The sequence below is a fragment of the Sporomusa sphaeroides DSM 2875 genome (genome assembly GCF_001941975.2).
GTDB classification, from domain to species: Bacteria; Bacillota; Negativicutes; order Sporomusales; family Sporomusaceae; genus Sporomusa; species Sporomusa sphaeroides.
Map to the genome: position 1 here is coordinate 3,888,925 of NZ_CP146991.1, position 18,546 is coordinate 3,907,470.

Annotated in this window: 18 protein-coding genes; 12 read left to right on the forward strand and 6 right to left on the reverse strand. The window is 49.3% G+C overall.

The genetic code is table 11. From position 1 onward, the window contains the following. Positions 1-9: 9 nt before the first annotated feature. The 4 genes from SPSPH_RS18035 to SPSPH_RS18050 all read left to right on the forward strand — a co-directional run bounded on the left by SPSPH_RS18035 (position 10) and on the right by SPSPH_RS18050 (position 4,857). Complete coding sequence (locus tag SPSPH_RS18035; protein ID WP_075757836.1) at positions 10-453, forward strand: tripartite tricarboxylate transporter TctB family protein; 444 nt, start codon at positions 10-12, stop codon at positions 451-453. Between the two features lie 15 nt (positions 454-468). Beyond that, a complete protein-coding gene (locus tag SPSPH_RS18040; RefSeq protein WP_075757837.1) occupies positions 469-1,980 on the forward strand; it encodes a tripartite tricarboxylate transporter permease in 1,512 nt (503 codons plus the stop codon). A 157-nt stretch (positions 1,981-2,137) separates the two neighbouring features. After that, the gene (locus SPSPH_RS18045; RefSeq protein ID WP_075757838.1) at positions 2,138-3,121 is read left to right on the forward strand and encodes a PdxA family dehydrogenase; all 984 of its coding nucleotides are present in this window, start codon (positions 2,138-2,140) and stop codon (positions 3,119-3,121) included. Positions 3,122-3,165: 44 nt separating this feature from the next. Next, positions 3,166-4,857: a methyl-accepting chemotaxis protein gene (locus tag SPSPH_RS18050; protein ID WP_083945718.1), complete on the forward strand. Its 1,692-nt coding sequence runs from the start codon at positions 3,166-3,168 to the stop codon at positions 4,855-4,857. Here SPSPH_RS18050 and SPSPH_RS18055 read toward each other — a convergent pair. The 6 genes from SPSPH_RS18055 to SPSPH_RS18080 form a co-directional block, all read right to left on the reverse strand. After that, entirely contained in the window at positions 4,835-5,464 is a 630-nt protein-coding gene (locus SPSPH_RS18055) for an ABC transporter ATP-binding protein (RefSeq protein WP_075757839.1), read from the reverse strand. The two genes, SPSPH_RS18050 and SPSPH_RS18055, sit on opposite strands and share 23 nt — an antisense overlap. 11 nt (positions 5,465-5,475) lie before the next feature. After that, positions 5,476-6,411 carry an ABC transporter ATP-binding protein gene (locus SPSPH_RS18060; protein WP_075757840.1) on the reverse strand — a complete coding sequence of 312 codons (936 nt, stop codon included), beginning with the start codon at positions 6,409-6,411 and terminating at the stop codon, positions 5,476-5,478. Between the two features lie 12 nt (positions 6,412-6,423). Further along, positions 6,424-7,290 (reverse strand): ABC transporter permease, encoded by an 867-nt coding sequence (locus SPSPH_RS18065; protein WP_075757841.1) that lies wholly within the window; start codon positions 7,288-7,290, stop codon positions 6,424-6,426. Continuing rightward, complete coding sequence (locus tag SPSPH_RS18070) at positions 7,283-8,290, reverse strand: ABC transporter permease (RefSeq protein ID WP_075757842.1); 1,008 nt, start codon at positions 8,288-8,290, stop codon at positions 7,283-7,285. Before SPSPH_RS18070 ends, SPSPH_RS18065 begins: the two co-directional genes overlap by 8 nt. Before the next feature lie 96 nt (positions 8,291-8,386). Continuing rightward, entirely contained in the window at positions 8,387-10,000 is a 1,614-nt protein-coding gene (locus SPSPH_RS18075; RefSeq protein WP_075757843.1) for an ABC transporter substrate-binding protein, read from the reverse strand. Continuing rightward, a complete protein-coding gene (locus SPSPH_RS18080; RefSeq protein WP_109298238.1) occupies positions 9,997-10,209 on the reverse strand; it encodes a hypothetical protein in 213 nt (70 codons plus the stop codon). The genes SPSPH_RS18075 and SPSPH_RS18080 overlap by 4 nt, the downstream gene beginning before the upstream one ends. A gap of 474 nt (positions 10,210-10,683) precedes the next feature. On the opposite strand from SPSPH_RS18080, the gene SPSPH_RS18085 reads away from it, so the two are divergent. The 8 genes from SPSPH_RS18085 to SPSPH_RS18120 all read left to right on the forward strand — a co-directional run bounded on the left by SPSPH_RS18085 (position 10,684) and on the right by SPSPH_RS18120 (position 18,530). After that, positions 10,684-11,724 (forward strand): energy-coupling factor ABC transporter permease, encoded by a 1,041-nt coding sequence (locus SPSPH_RS18085; protein WP_075757845.1) that lies wholly within the window; start codon positions 10,684-10,686, stop codon positions 11,722-11,724. A gap of 17 nt (positions 11,725-11,741) precedes the next feature. Then, positions 11,742-12,548, forward strand: a complete 807-nt coding sequence (gene cbiQ / locus SPSPH_RS18090; RefSeq protein ID WP_075757846.1) for a cobalt ECF transporter T component CbiQ — start codon at positions 11,742-11,744, stop codon at positions 12,546-12,548. Positions 12,549-12,550: 2 nt separating this feature from the next. Next, positions 12,551-13,300, forward strand: coding sequence for an energy-coupling factor ABC transporter ATP-binding protein (locus SPSPH_RS18095; protein ID WP_075757847.1), 750 nt, complete (start codon positions 12,551-12,553; stop codon positions 13,298-13,300). Positions 13,301-13,686: 386 nt separating this feature from the next. After that, on the forward strand, positions 13,687-14,514 hold the full coding sequence (locus SPSPH_RS18100; protein ID WP_075757848.1) for a class I SAM-dependent methyltransferase: 828 nt from the start codon (positions 13,687-13,689) through the stop codon (positions 14,512-14,514). 25 nt (positions 14,515-14,539) lie between these two features. Further along, entirely contained in the window at positions 14,540-15,064 is a 525-nt protein-coding gene (locus tag SPSPH_RS18105; protein ID WP_075757849.1) for an FmdE family protein, read from the forward strand. Between the two features lie 55 nt (positions 15,065-15,119). Then, positions 15,120-16,682: an ABC transporter substrate-binding protein gene (locus SPSPH_RS18110; protein WP_075757850.1), complete on the forward strand. Its 1,563-nt coding sequence runs from the start codon at positions 15,120-15,122 to the stop codon at positions 16,680-16,682. Continuing rightward, entirely contained in the window at positions 16,639-17,664 is a 1,026-nt protein-coding gene (locus SPSPH_RS18115) for an ABC transporter permease (protein ID WP_083945736.1), read from the forward strand. Before SPSPH_RS18110 ends, SPSPH_RS18115 begins: the two co-directional genes overlap by 44 nt. Next, the gene (locus SPSPH_RS18120) at positions 17,661-18,530 is read left to right on the forward strand and encodes an ABC transporter permease (RefSeq protein WP_075757851.1); all 870 of its coding nucleotides are present in this window, start codon (positions 17,661-17,663) and stop codon (positions 18,528-18,530) included. Before SPSPH_RS18115 ends, SPSPH_RS18120 begins: the two co-directional genes overlap by 4 nt. Positions 18,531-18,546: the final 16 nt, after the last annotated feature.

Sequence of the window (18,546 nt, forward strand, 5' to 3'; positions counted from 1 at the left end):
GAGAGGGTTATGAAAATTGCGCTTAATGCCGATCGGGTAATTGCAATTCTTTGCGGTCTTGTCGGAGGATTCTGGGCATATTCCGGCTGGTTTAATTATGGCTTTTGGGTAAATAAAGGTCCCGGCCCGGGGTTTATCCCGGTGATTGTCGGTATAGTAACGTGCATTCTCGCTGCTGTACAAACACAAAATTATGACAAAGAAGCAGAACCGGTAGATGTAAAAGCAATTCTGCCGATTGCCGCCATGATTGCTTTTACGATATCTGTCAGTATAATCGGATTTTTGCCTACCGTATTTTTGTTTTTGGTCCTCTGGCTGATCACCCAGGGTTCCTATTCCCGTACTTTTTCCGTTTCTCTTGCCGCGATAGCGACCGGACTCATCTGGGGAATCTTTGAATACTGGCTGCAAGTGCCCTTTCCCGGCGGCCTGATAAAATCATTATTGTAGAAAGGAGCTTACACTATGGAAGAAATATTCTCTCATTTGTTGAACGGCTTTGGGCTCGCATTGACGGAAAAGAATTTGATGGCCGCACTGGCCGGCGCCGTTATGGGCATGTTTGTCGGAGCTTTGCCCGGTATCGGTTCGGTTATGGGCGTAGCCCTGCTCCTGCCGCTGACTTTCAAAATGGATCCAACCACAGCAATTATTATGCTGGCCGCTTTATACTATTCAACCATGTTTGCCGGCTCCTTCACAGCCATCTTAATCAACATCCCGGGCGATCCTCCGGCAGTAATGACCACCATGGACGGCTATCAGCTGACATTGAGGGGCAAAGCCGGCAAAGCACTGGCGGTGTCTAACTGGTCTTCTTTTGTCGCCGGGTTTATCGGTGTTGTCATCCTTACCTTTATGGGTCCCCTGCTTGCCAATGTGGGGCTGGCTTTTGGACCGGCCGAAATGACGTCGGTTATATTGCTGGCAATTATGGCCATTGCCTGGCTGCTGGGCGACAATCCCCGCAAAGGGCTGCTTTCCACCTGCCTGGGAATTCTGCTGGCAACAGTAGGGCTGGACCTGGCTGTTGCTATGCCCCGTTTTTCCTTCGGTGTAAATGAACTCTTAAGCGGTATTGATTTTATCCCCCTGGTTATCGGCCTCTTGGGAGTAAACGAAATTGTGACCATGGCGCTGAACAAAACCGGTTACCAATTTAAAACAACAGAAAAACTGTCTTTACGAAGCAATTATCTCAACTGGCAGGAAATCAAGCAAATTTTCCGGCCAACCATGGTTAGCAGCTTTATGGGGACTTTTGTCGGCTGTATTCCGGGCGCAGGCACAACAACCGCCTCGTTTTTAGCCTACGTTTTGGAAAAACGTACCGGCAAAAATAAGGAAAACATGGGCAAGGGCGCGCTGGAAGGTGTCGCCGCTCCGGAAGCGGCTAATAATGCGGCAGCGGCAGGCGCTTTTGCGCCCTTGCTGTCTTTGGGAATTCCCAGTTCGGGAACAGCGGCCATATTGCTGGGCGGCCTAATGATGTGGGGCATTACGCCGGGACCGCTGCTCTTTACCGACCACCCCGATCTTGCCTGGGGCCTGATTGCCTCCATGTACACCGGCAACGTTGTCTGTATGATTATCGCAGCCCTCAGCATTCCTTTAATGGTCCACGCCTTGCGCATCCCTCCCGCCATACTGACCCCGATCATCATTGTAATCTGTATTGTGTCCGCGTACTCTGTCAACAATAGTCTTTTTGACATTTGGATAATGATTGCCATCGGCATTGTCGGCTACTTCTTTAACCGTTACAAATATCCGGTAGCTCCGTTTTTGATGGCTTTCATCCTGACTCCCCGGCTGGAAACATCGCTGCGTCAGGCTTTTGATATCTCTAACGGCAATGCCATGATTTTTATTGACAAGCCCATTTCACTGGCATTTTTAACTGCCATTCTGCTCTTCTTCGTTGTGCCGCCATGCATTAAATTTGGTAGAACCTGCTTTGCTAAAAAGGACCTGTAGATTACAGACATTAAACAATGTACCATACTGAAATCCGGCTAAACAGCCGGGATGGTTAAACAGCAACAAAACAACAGGGACTGGCATCCAGGCATGGGATCTCAGTTCCTGTTGTTTAACAAATAGTTAACTCTATAAAATGAGGAGGAATACCGTCATGAAACCACTGCTAGGTATTTTACTGGGTGACGCAACAGGCATCGGGCCGGAACTTGTTGCCAAGTTATGCAGCACTGCTAAACTGCGGATGTATTGCCGGCCAGTCTTGATTGGCGATCTGCGGGTGCTGGAAATGGGAAAAAAGATTGCAAAAACAGACTTTCCGGTTGTTGTAATTGATGATATCTCTCAGGCCAGTTGGGACAACGGCCTTCCTGTATTAGACCAGAGAAACCTTGATCCTGCTACTATAACATTAGGGAAAATTGACAAACTTTCCGGAAAAATCACCGGTGACATGTTGGTTACGGCAATAAACCTGCTTCGCCGGGATGCTCTTGACGGCTTTGTTTATGCACCGCTAAATAAGGCAGCACTGCAATACGGGGGCTATGATTTTGAGGATGAACAGCAACTATTTGCCCATTATCTGGACTGGCATGGCCCGAGCAGTGAGATGAATGTCTTAAAAAACCTTTGGACATCACGGGTCACAAGCCATATCCCTTTGGAGCAGGTATGTGCCAGTCTAACTACTGACACCATTTTGACAGCCATCCGTCTGGCCCATCAAACCCTGCAAAAAGCAGGCTTTCAGGACCCGCGCATTGCTGTTGCCGCCGTAAATCCGCATGCCGGCGAGGATGGGCTGTGCGGGCGCCAGGAGATTGACATCATCGCCCCTGCCCTCCGGCTTGCCCGGGCGGAAGGCATAAACGTCATGGGCCCCTATCCGTCAGATACCATTTTCATTAACGCGTTTAAAGGACATTATAATGCCGTAGTTACCATGTTCCACGACCAGGGGCAGATTGCGCTAAAGCTGCTGGGCTTCCAGTTTGGCGTGACGGTTGCCGCCGGTTTACCGTATGCCATCACGACCCCGGCTCACGGCACTGCCTTTGATATCGCCGGCTTTGGGCTCGCCAATCCGAGTGCGACCGAGCAGGCCGTGTTGATTGCTGCCAGACTGGCCGGGTAGGCAAGGTGCGCTGGTATTGTTAAGAGAGAGGAACAGTATAAATTATGAACATGGGCTTAAAAATTAAAACCATTGCTTTTTTCCTGCTGGTCGTCCTGATCAATGCCATTGGCTTGGGAATTACCGGCTATCAAATCAATCAGGTTACACAGGAGTTGAAAGAAAGTCAGGAGAATTCCCTGCCAATGCTGCTGACAACCAGTAAGGTTGCGTTTAATATCGCTACCCAGGCTGCCGAGGTCCGCGGTTTTATCGCGGCAGGAACCCAGGAAATGCTCTTTAACTACCAACGGCTGAGTATTGAGAACACAAAACTGGAAGAAGACCTGCTGGCAAATGCCAAAACAGAGGAAGACCAGCAACTGGTTGCTGAATTGAAAGCATTGAACGAACTCTTTGACCGCATTGCCGGCGAGAAAGTCATTCCTTTACGGCAGCTCAATAAAGAGGCCGAAGCCATACAGGTAATGGAAGCCGACTTAACACCGGTTACCGTTGCCCTGTTAAACAAGACCGGTGAATACATCAATTTCAGGGAACAACATATTCACACGGCTTTCAATACCATGATAAAAACCATCCAAACCACCCAGACCATAGCTCTTGCCCTTAGCTTTTTATCGGTTATTCTCGGTATCCTGATCGGCTTTCTCAGCGCCCGGGCCATTACCCGGCCGCTGACTGCCCTGGTTGATACAGCCCGGAATATTGCCGACGGCAACCTGCAGCAACAGGTACAAGTCAACCGTCAGGATGAAATCGGCGAATTGCAAAAAGCGTTCGGAACCATGGTTTCCCACCTGCGGGCTGTGGTTTCAACCGTACAGGAAAATGCCAGACAGGTGGCTGCTGCTTCCTCAGAACTTACTGCCAATGCCGGGCAATCGGCTGAAGCCGTCAATCAGGTCGCCGCCGCTATTACAAATGTGGCCTGTGGTGCTGAACAACAGCTCAACGCCATCAATGAAACGACAGCCGTTGTCGAACAGATGTCGGCAGGTATTCAGCAAATCGCCGCCAGTGCCAATGCCGTATCCGCCAGTTCGGAACAAACCGCCGGCGCTGCCCTGGAAGGCCAAAAAGCCATTGATACCGCTATTGAACAAATGAACTCCATCAAAGTTACGGTGGAGCGGTCGGCCCGGGTGGTAGCCAAACTCGGCGACCACTCCCAGGAAATCGGTCAAATCGTTGCCACAATTTCCTCCATCGCCGGCCAAACTAATCTGCTGGCCTTAAATGCGGCCATCGAAGCGGCCCGGGCCGGTGAACAGGGACGAGGCTTCGCCGTTGTTGCCGAAGAAGTGCGGAAACTGGCCGAACAATCACAGGAAGCCGCCAAACACATTGCCGCATTGATCAGTGAAATTCAGGCAGATACCAACCAGGCTGTCGTTGCCATGGAATCCGGCAACCAGGAAGTCAATGTCGGCACAGAAGTCATTGGCACAGCCGGCAGGAATTTTCATGAAATCACTACCGGTATCCACGGTATGTCGGCACAAATCCGGGAAATTTCCGCGGCTGTTCAGGAGATGGCCGGCGGCAGCGGGCAAATCGTCAGCTCGGTCCGCACCATCGACAGGATCAGCCAGGATACCTCCGGCCACACCCAGACTGTTTCGGCCGCTATCCAACAGCAGTCTGCCTCTATGGAAGAAATCGCCGCTTCCAGCGGCTTCCTGGCAAAAATGTCGCAAGAATTACAAAACTCTATTCAGCGCTTCCGGTTGTAAAACAGCCTGGCGCCAGCGTCACCTGCCGGGTGGCTATGTGTGCCAGCAAGGCATTGCTATGGGTTACGGCAATGAGGCCGATGTTTCGCCTGGCAACTTCCTGCAGCAGAAAGCTCCATATTTGACTTTGGGTAATCAGATCCAGCATGGTGCTGATTTCATCGGCAATGAGAAATTGCGTCCGTTTCCCCAAGGCCCTGGCAATGCAAAACCGCTGCATTTCTCCCCCGGACAATTCCCCGGGAAAACGGTCAAACCACGCCCGCTCGATACCCAGACCATCAATAACCCTTTCCTCAAGCTCATCCCCTTCGGCAAGAGTTTCCTTCATGCGCAGCCGGGGATTTACCGATTTTTCCGGATGCTGCCAGATCATCTGCACCGGACAATAGCCTTTTATTCGGTGAATGTCCTGGCCGTCCAGCAGGACCTGACCGCACTGCGGCTTTATATAGCCCGCCAAAATCTGGCATAATGTCGTTTTGCCAAAACCGCTGGGAGCCACAATACCCACCCGCTCATGATTTCCCACCGTGAGCCGGAAGTTTGCCAAAATAGTTGTATTCTTTTTATACCCGAAAGCTATATCTTTTGCTTCTAACAGCACGCGTCTCCCTCCTACTTTGCATGAATGCAGCGGACTGTGCCGCAGCGCAGCAGCCGCTGCGGGATCTCGCCCACACATTCCGGCGTGAACTGCGAACACCTGGGACCAAAGGGACAACCCTCTGGCATGGCTTTCACATAAGGCTGATTACCGGGAAAGGGCTGGAAACCGTTTTGGGGCAAAGCCCGCCAGAGTGCTTTCGTATAAGGATGACGCAGGGCATCCTCGGATTGAAAATCCGTTACCAGCGCTTCCTCCAGCGTGGTGCCGGCATAAAAAACAGCGATTCTGTCGGCAACTTCCAAAGCTAATTCAATATCATGGGTAATTAAGAGCACGCCGTTGCCCTTATCGGCAAATTCACGAAAATGCCGCATGGCATTTTTGGCTGCTGCCAGATGAAGACCTGGCGTCGGTTCATCGGCAATAATCAGCCTGGGGTTTTCCATCATCGCCGTGGAAAGCAGAACCCGCCGCGCCATACCGCCTGACAGTTCAAAAGGATAAAGTTCCCCGGTATTTGCCGGCAGCTTGTAAAAAGCAAACAGCTCTTCCTGTCTTTTGCGGACAGCTTCCTCCTGCCGCTCCCGCCGCACCTGCGCGCCCACCTTCTCCAGCGGGTCGAGATAGTTTACACTTTGCGGAACCAGCACGACTTTTTTGCCGCGCAGTTCCCGGATGCGGGCTGCGTCCACTAACTCACCGTCAACAGCAATATTACCCACAGCCGTACAATTAGCCGGCAAAATTCCTAATATCGCATGGGCCAACAGGCTTTTCCCCGAACCGCTGGACCCTACCACGGCCACAATTTCTCCCTCATGCACTGAGACATTCAAGTTGTGAATGACCTGTAAATCAATTTGCCTGAGCCCCTGCTCATATTGCGTAAAAGCAATAGAAAGGTTGTTTATTTCCAGAATGTGTTTATCATTGCTGCAAGTCACAGTGCTACCTCCTTAATCCTGGGCACTATGGGGATCTATCAGCTTGCGCATATTCCCGCCCAGTAAGTCAAACAGCAGAACCGTTAGTAAGAGTGCCAAGCCGGGGAAAAGAGCCAGCCACCACATGCCCAGCGATAAATACTGCATGCTTTCCGACAGAATCATGCCAATACCCGGCTGCTCCGGCGGCAGGCCAAAGCCCAAAAAGGTAATGGCCGCTTCATGCAGGATGGCATGGGGAAAAAGCAGTACCAAACCAACTAAAAATTGCGGAAAAATATGAGGAACCATATGCTTTATCGCAATACTAACTTTACTCTGACCCAGCTTACCGGCAATTTTGATATAATTGGCTTCTTTCAATTGCAGAATTTCCCCCCGGATTACCCGGGTCAATACCGGCCAGTGGCTTATGGCCACAGCAACAATAACGCCAAAAGTGCCTCTGCCGAGCGCGTAAGAGATAAGAATAAGCAGCAGCAGATGGGGAATACCCATAATTAAGTCGATAAACCAGGTAATGACGGCATCCACCTTTTTCCCTAAAGTAGCAGCAGCCGTTCCCAGAATAACGGCAATCAGGGCACTGACCACCGAAGCCAGCAGTCCGATGAAAATACTGATGGACATGCCTTTCAGGGTGCGGGCAAGCATATCCCGGCCCAGCCAGTCGGTGCCAAAGGGATGAGCTATATTCGGCAATATATTTTTCTGGGTGAAATTCGTCGTTATCGCCGCCTCGCCTGCCAGAGTGCCGATAATCGCAATAGCCAGCAAAAAAACAACGGCAGAAGTCAAGTATATAATGGTCAGACGGCGTTGGTTGAAACGTTTTGGCGTGTGTTTCTGTAAAACGGTAACGGCGATTGTATTATCCATGCATATTCCCCCGCCTTATTCTGGGATCAATGAAACCGTATAAGAGATTGGCAATCAAATTGCCTGTAAACACCAGGGCGGCACTAATCACCGCAATGCTTAACAGCAAAGGAGCATCGCCGCTTAAGCCGGCGGCAACTGCTGCCTGCCCCAGGCCGGGATAGGAAAAAACCTGCTCCACCAGGACAGAACCGCCGAAAATCTCACTAATAGAAGCAAATTGCAAGGTTATGGCAGGCAGCATAATATTGCGAAGCGCATGATGCCTGATGATGGAAAATCTGGTTTTCCCCCGTGCCCGGGCAAACAGAATATAATCTTCCACCATAATATCAATCATCTTTTCCCGGGTGTGAAGTGCAATGTTGGCAACTCCGATCACACTCAGCGTCAACGCCGGCAGCACCAAATGCTTTATGCTGTCAAGAATGGTCACCTCCGAGGCCTTCATCCCAATCGGCACACTCAGGCCGATGGGAAAGAGCTGCAGCCAAACGGAAAAAACCATCAGCAATACCAGCGCCAGCCAAAAGGTCGGAGTGCTAGCAATAAGCAGGGAATACCCTTTAATCAAATTATCGATCCAGGTACCACGATACAAACCGGCAATAATGCCAAGGATAAATCCCAAAATACCCGAAAAGAACCACGCTGTAAGCATGAGCAGCAGCGAGTTCATGAACTTAACCCCAATGACCTCGTCAACAGGCTGGCGGTAAACTAAGGATAATCCCATATCTCCCCGGACAAAATCTGAAAACCAGTTCCAATACCGTTCCGCCGGTGGTGTGTTCAAACCAAAATAGGCTTCCAGCCTGGCTAAACTTTCCGCATTCATATTTACCATGCCAACTTCACCCACATATGCCCGGACCGGGTCTACCGGCGATGTTGAAACCAGGATGAAAGAAAGTATGCTCACGGCGATTAACAGGGAAATCACTTTAATCAGGCTTTTCCCCACATATTTCAAAATGCTGTAACAGGCTTGTGAATCCATAAAAATACCTCGTTTAAAATAATAATTCTATGGCACAGAGGACAAGCAAGCACTTGCACTCTATGCCATAGAGAGGAACGGCATCAGAGCTTTACACTAATTCCAATACCATTGATCCACGTTGTTGGCAATTGTCCAGCCATATCCATGGGGATGAATTTTCTTGTCAATCACATTCAGATTTTCTTTGGCAAAATAAATATGTTTGATTTCCGCAAGCCATACCCAGGGGGAATCGGCTGCCGGAGTAACACCGCTCACGCCGTCCCATTGAGCTTTTTTCCAGTATTGGTACGAGTCCTCCACCGAGGTGGCAGCTAAAGCAGCCTCAATATGCTTGTCCACCGCGCTATTGGAATACGAAGCATAGTTCTTGCCTGTATAATAATGACTCTTGATACCGGCAGGGGAATGCAAGCCGGCCCCAAATACATGCGGGGTTTCATAAGCCATGGTAGCAATTTTGTCCCAGCCTGAACCTACCGGATTTACTTTAATGCCCACTTCTTTCAGCATTTCTTTCACCGCCATGGCAATACCGGTCCGGGCAGAATTAGAAGCGATATAGAGCAGGTCAAATTCTGCCTTTAGTCCCTGCTTTTCATAGATACCGTCGGCATTTAACCGCCAGCCGTCGGCTTCTAGAATGGATTTTGCTTTGGCCGGGTCATAGGTTGTCTTCATGGCCTCATTTTCCCATGGCTCATCCACGCTGTCGCTATAAGCAACAGAGCCATAGCCGTATAAAACATTTTTCACCAAAGCCTCCCGGTCAACGGCGCGGGCTATCGCCTGACGGATAGCAAGGTTGGCGGTAACATCATTGCCGGCAGGCAGAGTTTCTCCATTTTTCCTGGCGGCTATCTTATTGCCTGCCGGAACACAGGGAAGATTGATGCCGCGAATATCCACAGAATCGAAAGCCAGAATTTTATAGCCATTAATCGGGTTAACCGTGTAAGAAGGAGCTGTATAGGCCACATCCACCTGACCGCCTTTCGCGGCGGCATACGCTGCGGCTTCTGACATGAAGACAATGGTGACTTGCTTCATTTTCGCTTTTTCACCATAATAATTGGGATTGGCCTCCATAATGACTTGCTGGCCTTTATCCCACTGTTTTAATATATACCGGCCGGAACCAATGGGATTTTTGCCATAGGTTGCGGCATTATAGGCATGCTCGGGCACAATGCCGACTACAGCGGCAATATACGCAAAAGCGGAATAAGGGGTATTCAAATGAAATACTGCGGTAGTATCATCAACAGCTTCCACCGACTTTAACATGGACAAATCGGTATCTGTCGCCTGCTTCATGGCCTGGTTATAGGTAAAGGCAACATCTTTGGCGGTAAGCGGCTTGCCGTCAGTAAATTTTACATCAGGACGAATTTTAAAGGTCCAGGTAAGTCCATCAGGGGAAATCGTGTACTCTTTGGCCAGGTCATAGCCAATGGTGATATCATCCTTGGTGATCAATAAGGTGCTTTGAAATAAAGGATCATGTGTATGTTCACCGGCAGCCCACCCCATAATCGGATCAAAGCCGGCGGCAGGTTCTGATTCGGTATCCATGGCAATAATAACGCTGCCAACGCCGGACATGCCGGCATTGGCATTCTTTTCACCGGTTTTACCGCCACACCCGGCCAAAGCAACTAGGGAAATCACCATCATGCACAATGCGGCAAACAGTTTTTTCTTCATGTTTCCTCTCCTCGCATACTATTTTTATTGGCTTTTTCCAAACTACATAACGGGCTTAAAAGCAGTATCTCCTCCCTGTCAAATTCTTGTGTTTGCGCCACCGTCAGGAAAAACAAAAAACCATGAAGAAACGTCTCCTCATGAGACAATTCTTCATGGTTTTCAAACCATGCTATGTATACCCGGGCAGCCATGGACAATAACTTCACTAACCCTCTGTAGCAACCAGCTATCCGGCTTTACAAAAGGACGGATGATTTCTATCATCAATTATGTTTTCATTTTACAGAAAAATCTTGCAATCGTCAATCAGTTTTCGTGAATTTTTTATCATTTACTTTCATGGCGTACAACCGTCCGCCTGTCCTCTTAGCTGTCAAACAGGGGGTAAACCAAAGAAATTATAAATAATTACAGCTACTTTAGCAGGAATAATTTGAGCCACAACGAATAACCTCATTAGTGAAAATATTCGCGCAATGTATCCATGAGGATACAATACATAGGTTCTGAAGAATCGGTATGCCGGATCATTTTTCATCAAATTCATACCATTGAAATAAGACTACGAAAGTCTCATCCCAACAACGATGCGTGGGGATTCTTCGTAGTCTTTTTTTGTTGGTAACCGTAACCACCCTGATTGGGTAATCTATCATATTTATTTTAAGGAGTGATTAGACATGCATATGGCAGACGCATTAATTTCCCCGGTCGTTGGCGGGGCTATGTGGGCAGCTACCGCCGGCTTGGCTACTTATGCTGCCAAAAAAGTACAGCAGGATATTGATGATCGCAAAATTCCCTTGATGGGAGTATTGGGCGCTTTCGTTTTTGCTGCCCAAATGATTAATTTTACCATACCCGCGACAGGCTCCAGCGGCCATTTGGGCGGCGGCCTCCTGTTGGCTATCTTGTTAGGCCCTTACGCCGCTTTCTTAACCATCGCTTCTGTTCTAACCATTCAGGCTCTGTTTTTTGCCGACGGCGGCCTCTTAGCGCTTGGCTGTAATATTTTCAACCTCGGCTTTTTCCCTTGCTTTATTGCCTACCCGTTTATCTACAAACCGCTTGCCGGCAAACAGCTTACGCAAGGCCGATTATGTCTGGCCGCTGTCTTAGCTGCCGTCATTAGCCTCCAGTTGGGCGCTTTCAGCGTGGTTCTGGATACCGTATTTTCCGGCATTTCCAATTTACCCTTCAGCGCTTTTGTCATCCTTATGCAGCCTATTCACCTGGCCATCGGCCTTGTGGAAGGTCTGGTTACCGCAGCAGTAATCCTCTTTGTCGCCAAAGAAGCTCCGGAAATTCTCACAAAAACGGCCCAAGGCCAACGCCTGGGCAATATTGCCGTCAAACCGGTTCTCGTCACATTGCTGATTGCTGCCATGATTACCGGCGGGGCTTTATCCTGGTTTGCCTCCAACTCCCCTGACGGATTGGAGTGGTCAATTGCCAGTGTCACAGGTACGGATGAATTAGAAGCACCTGACGGAATTCACGGCATCCTTGCCGGGCTACAGGAAAAAATCGCCTTCCTCCCTGACTACAACTTCAAACAAGAAGAACAGCCTGTCGCCACTGAAGCCAACGCACACGAGACTCCTGCCTGGCCTTCTGTAGACACCGGCACTTCAGTAGCCGGAATTGCCGGTTCTCTCCTTACTTTGATTTTTGCTTTCGCCATTGGCAAAGGCCTGCAGCGTTTTGCCAAACAACCCTAACCCATGAAGGATGTTTTATGATTAAAATCGAAGCCAACTGGATAGATTTACGGTATCTTGACACACTTGCCATGAAAAGTACGCCTGTTCATCGCCTCAATCCCATTGTTAAACTAATTGCCACACTTGTTTTTATTATTACGGTTACTTCCTTTCCTAAATACGAAATCAGCGGCCTTCTGCCCTTTTTCCTGTTTCCGGCAGTTCTTGTTTCGCTTGGCGGCCTGCCGCTCTTGCCGCTATGTAAACGTTTGCTGTTAGTGGCTCCCTTTATCATATTCATAGGTATTTTCAACCCACTGCTTGACCATACACCGGTCAGCAAGCTCGGCTCTTTCGTACTAACAGGCGGCTGGCTGTCGTTTGCCTCTATCACCATCCGTCTGTACTTAACCGTAACTGCCGCCCTTATTCTGGTGGCAACCACCGGCATGAATGCCTTGGGATTGGCACTTGCCAGAATTGGCATTCCCAGAATTATAGTTGTTCAAATCCTATTCATGTACCGTTATCTGCATGTTTTGCTTGAAGAATTTGTCCGCAGTATTCAGGCTTACAGCTTGCGTTCCTTGCACGGAGACGGAATCCGGTTCCAGGCTTGGGGGTCGCTCCTGGGTCAGCTTCTGCTTCGCTCTATTGACCGGGCCAACCGTATTTATCAGTCCATGCTGTGCCGGGGCTTCGACGGCGAAGTGCGCCTTATGCACAGTGCCGCTTTACATGCAGCCGATATTCTCTATCTTGCCTTTTGGATAGTCTTCTGCCTCAGCGCCCGCAGTTTCAACATACCACAGCTTTTGGGCAAACTACTTATGGGGGTCTGACATTGAGCCATCATATCGTCGAACTAAAAGATGTAACCTATACCTATCCTGACCAGACCCAGGCGCTTCGCGGCCTGTCTGTCCGCATCACCCATGGTGAATCTGTTGCCATTGTCGGTGCAAACGGTTCAGGGAAAACCACCCTGCTGTCACATTTAATTGGTGTACTCTTTCCTACCTCAGGCTCAATTAATATTGGCGGTTACCCTGTGACTAAACAAACCTTACCCCATATCCGCCGTTCAGTCGGTATGGTCTTTCAAAATTCCGATGACCAATTGTTCATGCCCACTGTCTATGACGATGTTGCTTTTGGCCCGCTAAACCTGAAACTGCCGCCAGACGAGGTGGATTCCCGGGTAACAACGGCCTTGAATACCGTAGGAGCACTGCATTTGAAAGATCGTACCCCTTACCGGCTGTCTGGCGGACAAAAAAGGTCTGTCGCCATTGCTGCCGTCCTGGCGATGCACCCCTCCATCCTAGTCATGGACGAACCTACCGCCGGCCTTGACCCGCTGGCCCGCCGCCAATTAATTAACCTGCTCAAAACCTTCGAACATACAAAAATAATTGCCACCCACGACCTTGACCTGGTGCTGGATCTGTGCGTCCGTACCATAGTCATAAGTGCCGGTACAGTGCTCGCTGACGGTGCTACGCTGGACATCTTCCACAACCAGGAACTCCTTGACCAGGCACATTTAGAAAAACCCTTCCGTATGCAAGGCTGCCCTGTCTGCAATTGTTGAGTAAGCAAAATGTACATTATGTAACTCATGACGAGTTACATAATGAGAGCAGCCGTTAATTTGTCACAAAATAACAAAAAATGAAAATATATCTTTACAGAACTCCTTGAAAATGCTAAGATTTAAAAGTGAAGATGGATTGTGAAAATCCGCAAATAATGACAGATGTCATATCTTCCCGGTAATTACGTAGAGCAGAGCAATACCTAACAACATAGCAGAAGAATGTGGTATGAAACCATGCGGGATAAGTATGTCCCGGGTTTCATACCATTTTTTTGCCCTGACGGAAAACCTTGTTTAGTATCGGAGAAAAATTATGGAGAAATAGTTAAGGAACACACGTTTGTTATTTCACGAACATGTGTATCAGAGGAAGGTGAACGATGAATATTGATTATTTTGCTGAAGCCTGGAAAAAGGATCTGTCCGAATTGGCCGCGACTCAAGAGTTCTGGAATATGCGGGCCGACGAGTTTAATCAGCATGGCAGGTCTGAGGACGGAAACCGGAGCCAACAGGTTATTGAATTTTTGGCAGACCGAAACGTCTTGACTGCAAATGCGGAAATTCTGGACATCGGTTGTGGCCCTGGCAGGTATACCCTGGAGTTTGCCAAAAGGGCCAAACAGGTAACCGGGCTGGACATTTCCCCGAATATGCTGAAACATGCCACTGAGAACGCCCGGCAGCAAGCGGTGGCTAATGTGCGCTTCGAACTGTCTCCCTGGGAAACGCTCACCCTGAAGGAGCACGGCTGGGAGACCAAATATGATTTGGTATTTGCCTCCATGTGTCCTGGAATCAGCAGCAGCGACAGCCTGCTGAAAATGTGCCGGGCCAGTAAGGGAGCCTGCTTTTTAAGCAGTTTTGTCGAACGGGAGGATGAATTAAGAGACAGGCTGTACCAGGCGGTGTATGGCCAAGAGCCGGCTAACCGCTGGGGTAAGACGATATACTATGCCTTTAATCTGCTATGGCTGTCAGGCTATTATCCGGAAGTAACCTATCATGACAACGAGTTTGAACATGCCTGGCCGCTGACTAAAGCTGTCGAGCTCTACAGCCACCAGTTAAAACACATGCACAAGGCAACCCAGACAGTCGAGGGGATCGATGAGAAAATTACCGAATACTTGGACAGCCTGGCGGTTGATGGCATTGTCACGGAAAAAGTACGGTCCAAGACTGCCTGGTTATACTGGAGATTATAAAAATTACCATAAGGGAGAGGATTTTGTGAACAGACAGGAATGGGAAAAATGCGTGAAATTTCACGGGCATGAGTGTCCGGGGCTGGCGATAGGCTTCAAAGCCTGCGAAGCCGCCAGGGAAAAATTAGGCATTGTGTTTTCAGAGGATGAAGAAGTGGTGTGCGTTACCGAAAATGATGCTTGTGGTGTTGATGCCATTCAGGTAATCACAGGCTGCACCATGGGCAAGGGGAATCTTTTATACCGCAGCACCGGCAAACAGGCGTACAGCTTTTACAACCGTTCTACCGGCGAAAGTGTCCGGCTGGTATTAAAACCGTTTGGGGGTGATATGGACCGGGAGAAACGCCAGGCCTATTTGCTGGCGGCACCGGCCGGCGAAATTTTTGAATTCAAAACCCCAAAATATGCAGTGCCGGAAAAAGCCCGGTTGTTTAGTACTATATTTTGTGAAGAATGCAACGAAGGCTCACCGGAACACAAAATCAGGCTGCAGGCAGGAAAAAAGGTTTGCCAGGATTGTTTTGCCGAGTACAACCGGGGATGGTAAAGGATAACAATCCCGCATTTAGTGAAGCTAAGTGCAAAAGGAGATGTAACGTATCTTGAAAAGCTGGTTGCATAAAGCAGTTGTACTGGCAATAGCCCTTTTCGGGATGATGCTGGCAGGCGGCTGCGGCGCCGGTGAAAATAACAGCGCCGCAGCAGATACCAATAAACCGCTGGTCATTAATCTGAGCGGCGGCGACTCCGGCCTCCCCTCGCCTTATAGCCACTACCCCCGGGGACCGGGTACATTTAAAATGAGCCTGATTTTTGACAGTCTGCTGGAGCGGGGGGAACAAGGGTATATTCCCTGGCTGGCGGAAAAATGGGAGTTATCGCCGGATGGCAAGGTATATACTTTCACGCTGCGTCAAGGGGTCAAATGGCATGACGGCAGACCCCTGACCGCACAGGATGTCAAATTTACCTTAGAATATTTTGCAAAACATATTCCGGTCAGCAATGACTTGGAGATTGACGGCAAAACAATTGTAGAATCGGCGGAAGTGATAAATGATCATACAATAAAAATTGCCGTGACCAAGCCCAATGCCACGATCCTGGGCCGGCTGGGAACTGTCAGAATTATCCCCAGGCATGTCTGGGAAAAAGTCGATGATCCGAAAAAGTTTACCGCTCCGGCAGCAACCATTGGCTGTGGACCGTATGTCCTGAAAGAGTACCATAAAGAGCAGGGAGCCTACAAATTTGAGGCGTTTGCCGGGTATTGGGGCCCCAAACCGCAAGTGCAGGTACTGCAGTTTATTCCTGTCAGCGACAGTATGCTGGCCTTTAATAAAGGCGAAATCGATCTGACTGCCGTGACTGCGGACTTGCTGGCAAGGTATGAAAATAATAAAGAATATGTCATTAAGCAAAACCCGGCGTTTTGGGGGTACCGGCTGCTCTTTAATATGGAAAAGCGCCCGGAGCTGAAAGATAAGCAGGTGCGGCAAGCCTTTGCCTATGCGATTAACCGCCAGGAGCTGGTCGATAAAGTTGCGCGGGGAGCGGCGATCCCGGCAAGTGCCGGCTATCTGCCGGTAAGCCATATCTGGTATAACCCGAATGTCAAACAATATGATTTCAATATCGAAAAAGCTAAAGAACTGCTGCAGGGGAAAAAACTAACCTTCACTCTGCTCATCTCAAGCGAGGAAGCAAGAATTGCCGAACTGCTGAAGATCAGCCTTGCCCAGGCAGGAATTGAGCTTGTCATCAGGAGCGTGGACGGCAAAACACGCGATGCGGCGGTTATAAGCGGTGATTATGAACTGATTATCAACGGCCATGGCGGCTGGGGCGGCGATGCCGATTTACTGAGAACAGCCTATGTTGCACAATCCCCGGACCAAAGTCCGTCGTCCCGCGGGATACGCGGCTACAGCAATGAAACCATTAGTACCTTATGCAAACAGCAGCTGGTGGAACTAGATCCGGTAAAACGCAAAATGCTGATTTTCAGGCTGCAGGAGGTAATCGCGGAGGAAATACCGCAAATACCGCTCATGAATACGACCGGCTATATTGTGTACCGGCCTGCAAAGTATAGCAACTGGAGGTATATGTTTGACCATCATGAAGTCTCTCATAACAAGCTTTCGTACCTTGCCGTCCAGTAAGCTGTTCGACAATAAACCGCTGAAGAAATTGTGCGAGTATTTGATTACTTTTTTTTGTATCATTACCTTGAATTTTTTCCTGCCCCGCCTGCTCCCCGGCGATCCTTTTACCTTTCTGACAGGCGCGGCGGATGAAGTAACCGTAACTTATACCGAGGAGCAGTTGAGCAGATACAAAGCCTATTTCGGACTGGACAAACCGCTGTCAGTTCAATATACCGACTATTTGCTTAACTTGCTGCACGGTGATATCGGCTACAGCCTGTATTATAACGAAGATGTGCTTGTGCTATTGGGGAAACGGTCGGTATGGACCATCTCGCTTGTTGTCGTCTCACTGCTGATAAGCTGTATGGTGGGGATTATCCTTGGCAGTATCTCGGCCTGGAACCGCGATAACAGTATTGACCGGTTTTTGTATTTTTCCATGATCTGCTTTTCAGAAATTCCTGCCTTCCTTATCGGCCTGGTGCTGTTATTTGCCGGTGCCGCCTGGCTTTGCTGGTTCCCATTATCCGGAGGAATGAGTATTTTTGTGTCATTTGCCACACCTGTCCACAAAGCCCTTGACCTGGTGCATCATGCCATGCTGCCGGTTATTACCCTGGTTCTGGCACGCCTGTCCGGCTTTTATATGATCTCCCGGAGCAGCATGCTTACCGTACTGGCCAAGGATTATATGCGCACTGCCAGAGGCAAGGGATTGTCTCATAGCCGGATATTGTTCGTACATGCCCTGCGTAATGCGGCAATCCCTGTTATTACCCGGGTATTTCTAAGCCTGGGGACAGTTTTCAGCGGCGCCGTGCTGGTGGAAAATGTATTCAATTATCCCGGTGTGGGCCAGCTTATGCGGGAGTCGGTAATGATGCGGGACTATATTTTGATTCAAGGCATATTTTTGTTTTTTGCCGTCAGTGTGCTTACCATGAATCTAATCGCAGATATATTGTATAAAAAGCTTGATCCGAGGGTTACATGACTGAGCTGAAAAAACGGGGTTCTCAATTCTTGCACAATACATACAGAATCGTTAGAAGGCTGCCGCCGTCAGGCCAGATTGCGGTTATCCTTATATCGCTGGTGCTGCTAACCGGGCTGTTTGCCGACTGGTTGTCCCCTCACTCGCATGTCCTGCCGTCCGGAAATGCCCTGCAGCCGCCTGACAGCAGGCACTGGCTGGGAACCGATGAACTGGGAATTGATCTGTGGGCTCAGATCTGCCACGGAGCCCGCCTGAGTATTTTTGTCGGACTGGGAACAGCGCTTTTGGCCGGATTAGGCGGCTGTCTCATCGGCATATTGTCCGGTTATTTTGGCGGCATGACTGACCGGTTGATTATGCGGCTCACCGACTTGATGATCGTATTACCTGATTTACCCCTGATGATTGTGCTGGGAGTGTTTCTTGGTCCCAGCCTGTATAACATCATTCTGGTTTTGGCCATTTTTTCCTGGACAGGACCGGCGCGGATTGTACGCTCTAAGATTTTATCCATGAAACAGGAAAAGTATATTACGGTAGCCGCCAGCTACGGTGCCGGTTTTGTCCATCTGACAACCCGCCATTTTCTGCCGGGAATATTGCCTCTGGCCGCTGTCAGCATTATTCGCCTGACCGGACGCGCCATCGTAGCCGAGGCCGGCCTGTCTTTTCTGGGGTTGGGCGACCCGACTTCCAAAAGCTGGGGCTTGATCTTAAATCACGCGGTGCAATTTAAAGGAATATATTTTACCGAATTTTGGAAGTGGTGGGTGGCAGCCCCGTTGACAGCCATTACCCTATTGGTGGTTGCCATTGCGATGCTGGCAAGAGCCAGTGAAACGCTGGCTAATTCAAAACTTTAAGAGAGAAGCGTGTACC

Bases quoted from the DNA above. Each gene is read 5' to 3' on its own strand.
- SPSPH_RS18070 (WP_075757842.1), bottom strand. From the start codon at position 8,290: ATGGATTCACAAGCCTGTTACAGCATTTTGAAATATGTGGGGAAAAGC.
- SPSPH_RS18115 (WP_083945736.1), top strand. From the start codon at position 16,639: ATGAAGTCTCTCATAACAAGCTTTCGTACCTTGCCGTCCAGTAAGCTG.
- SPSPH_RS18120 (WP_075757851.1), top strand. From the start codon at position 17,661: ATGACTGAGCTGAAAAAACGGGGTTCTCAATTCTTGCACAATACATAC.
- SPSPH_RS18035 (WP_075757836.1), top strand. From the start codon at position 10: ATGAAAATTGCGCTTAATGCCGATCGGGTAATTGCAATTCTTTGCGGT.
- SPSPH_RS18045 (WP_075757838.1), top strand. From the start codon at position 2,138: ATGAAACCACTGCTAGGTATTTTACTGGGTGACGCAACAGGCATCGGG.
- SPSPH_RS18075 (WP_075757843.1), bottom strand. From the start codon at position 10,000: ATGAAGAAAAAACTGTTTGCCGCATTGTGCATGATGGTGATTTCCCTA.
- SPSPH_RS18040 (WP_075757837.1), top strand. From the start codon at position 469: ATGGAAGAAATATTCTCTCATTTGTTGAACGGCTTTGGGCTCGCATTG.
- SPSPH_RS18065 (WP_075757841.1), bottom strand. From the start codon at position 7,290: ATGGATAATACAATCGCCGTTACCGTTTTACAGAAACACACGCCAAAA.
- cbiQ (WP_075757846.1), top strand. From the start codon at position 11,742: ATGATTAAAATCGAAGCCAACTGGATAGATTTACGGTATCTTGACACA.
- SPSPH_RS18085 (WP_075757845.1), top strand. From the start codon at position 10,684: ATGCATATGGCAGACGCATTAATTTCCCCGGTCGTTGGCGGGGCTATG.
- SPSPH_RS18050 (WP_083945718.1), top strand. From the start codon at position 3,166: ATGAACATGGGCTTAAAAATTAAAACCATTGCTTTTTTCCTGCTGGTC.
- SPSPH_RS18100 (WP_075757848.1), top strand. From the start codon at position 13,687: ATGAATATTGATTATTTTGCTGAAGCCTGGAAAAAGGATCTGTCCGAA.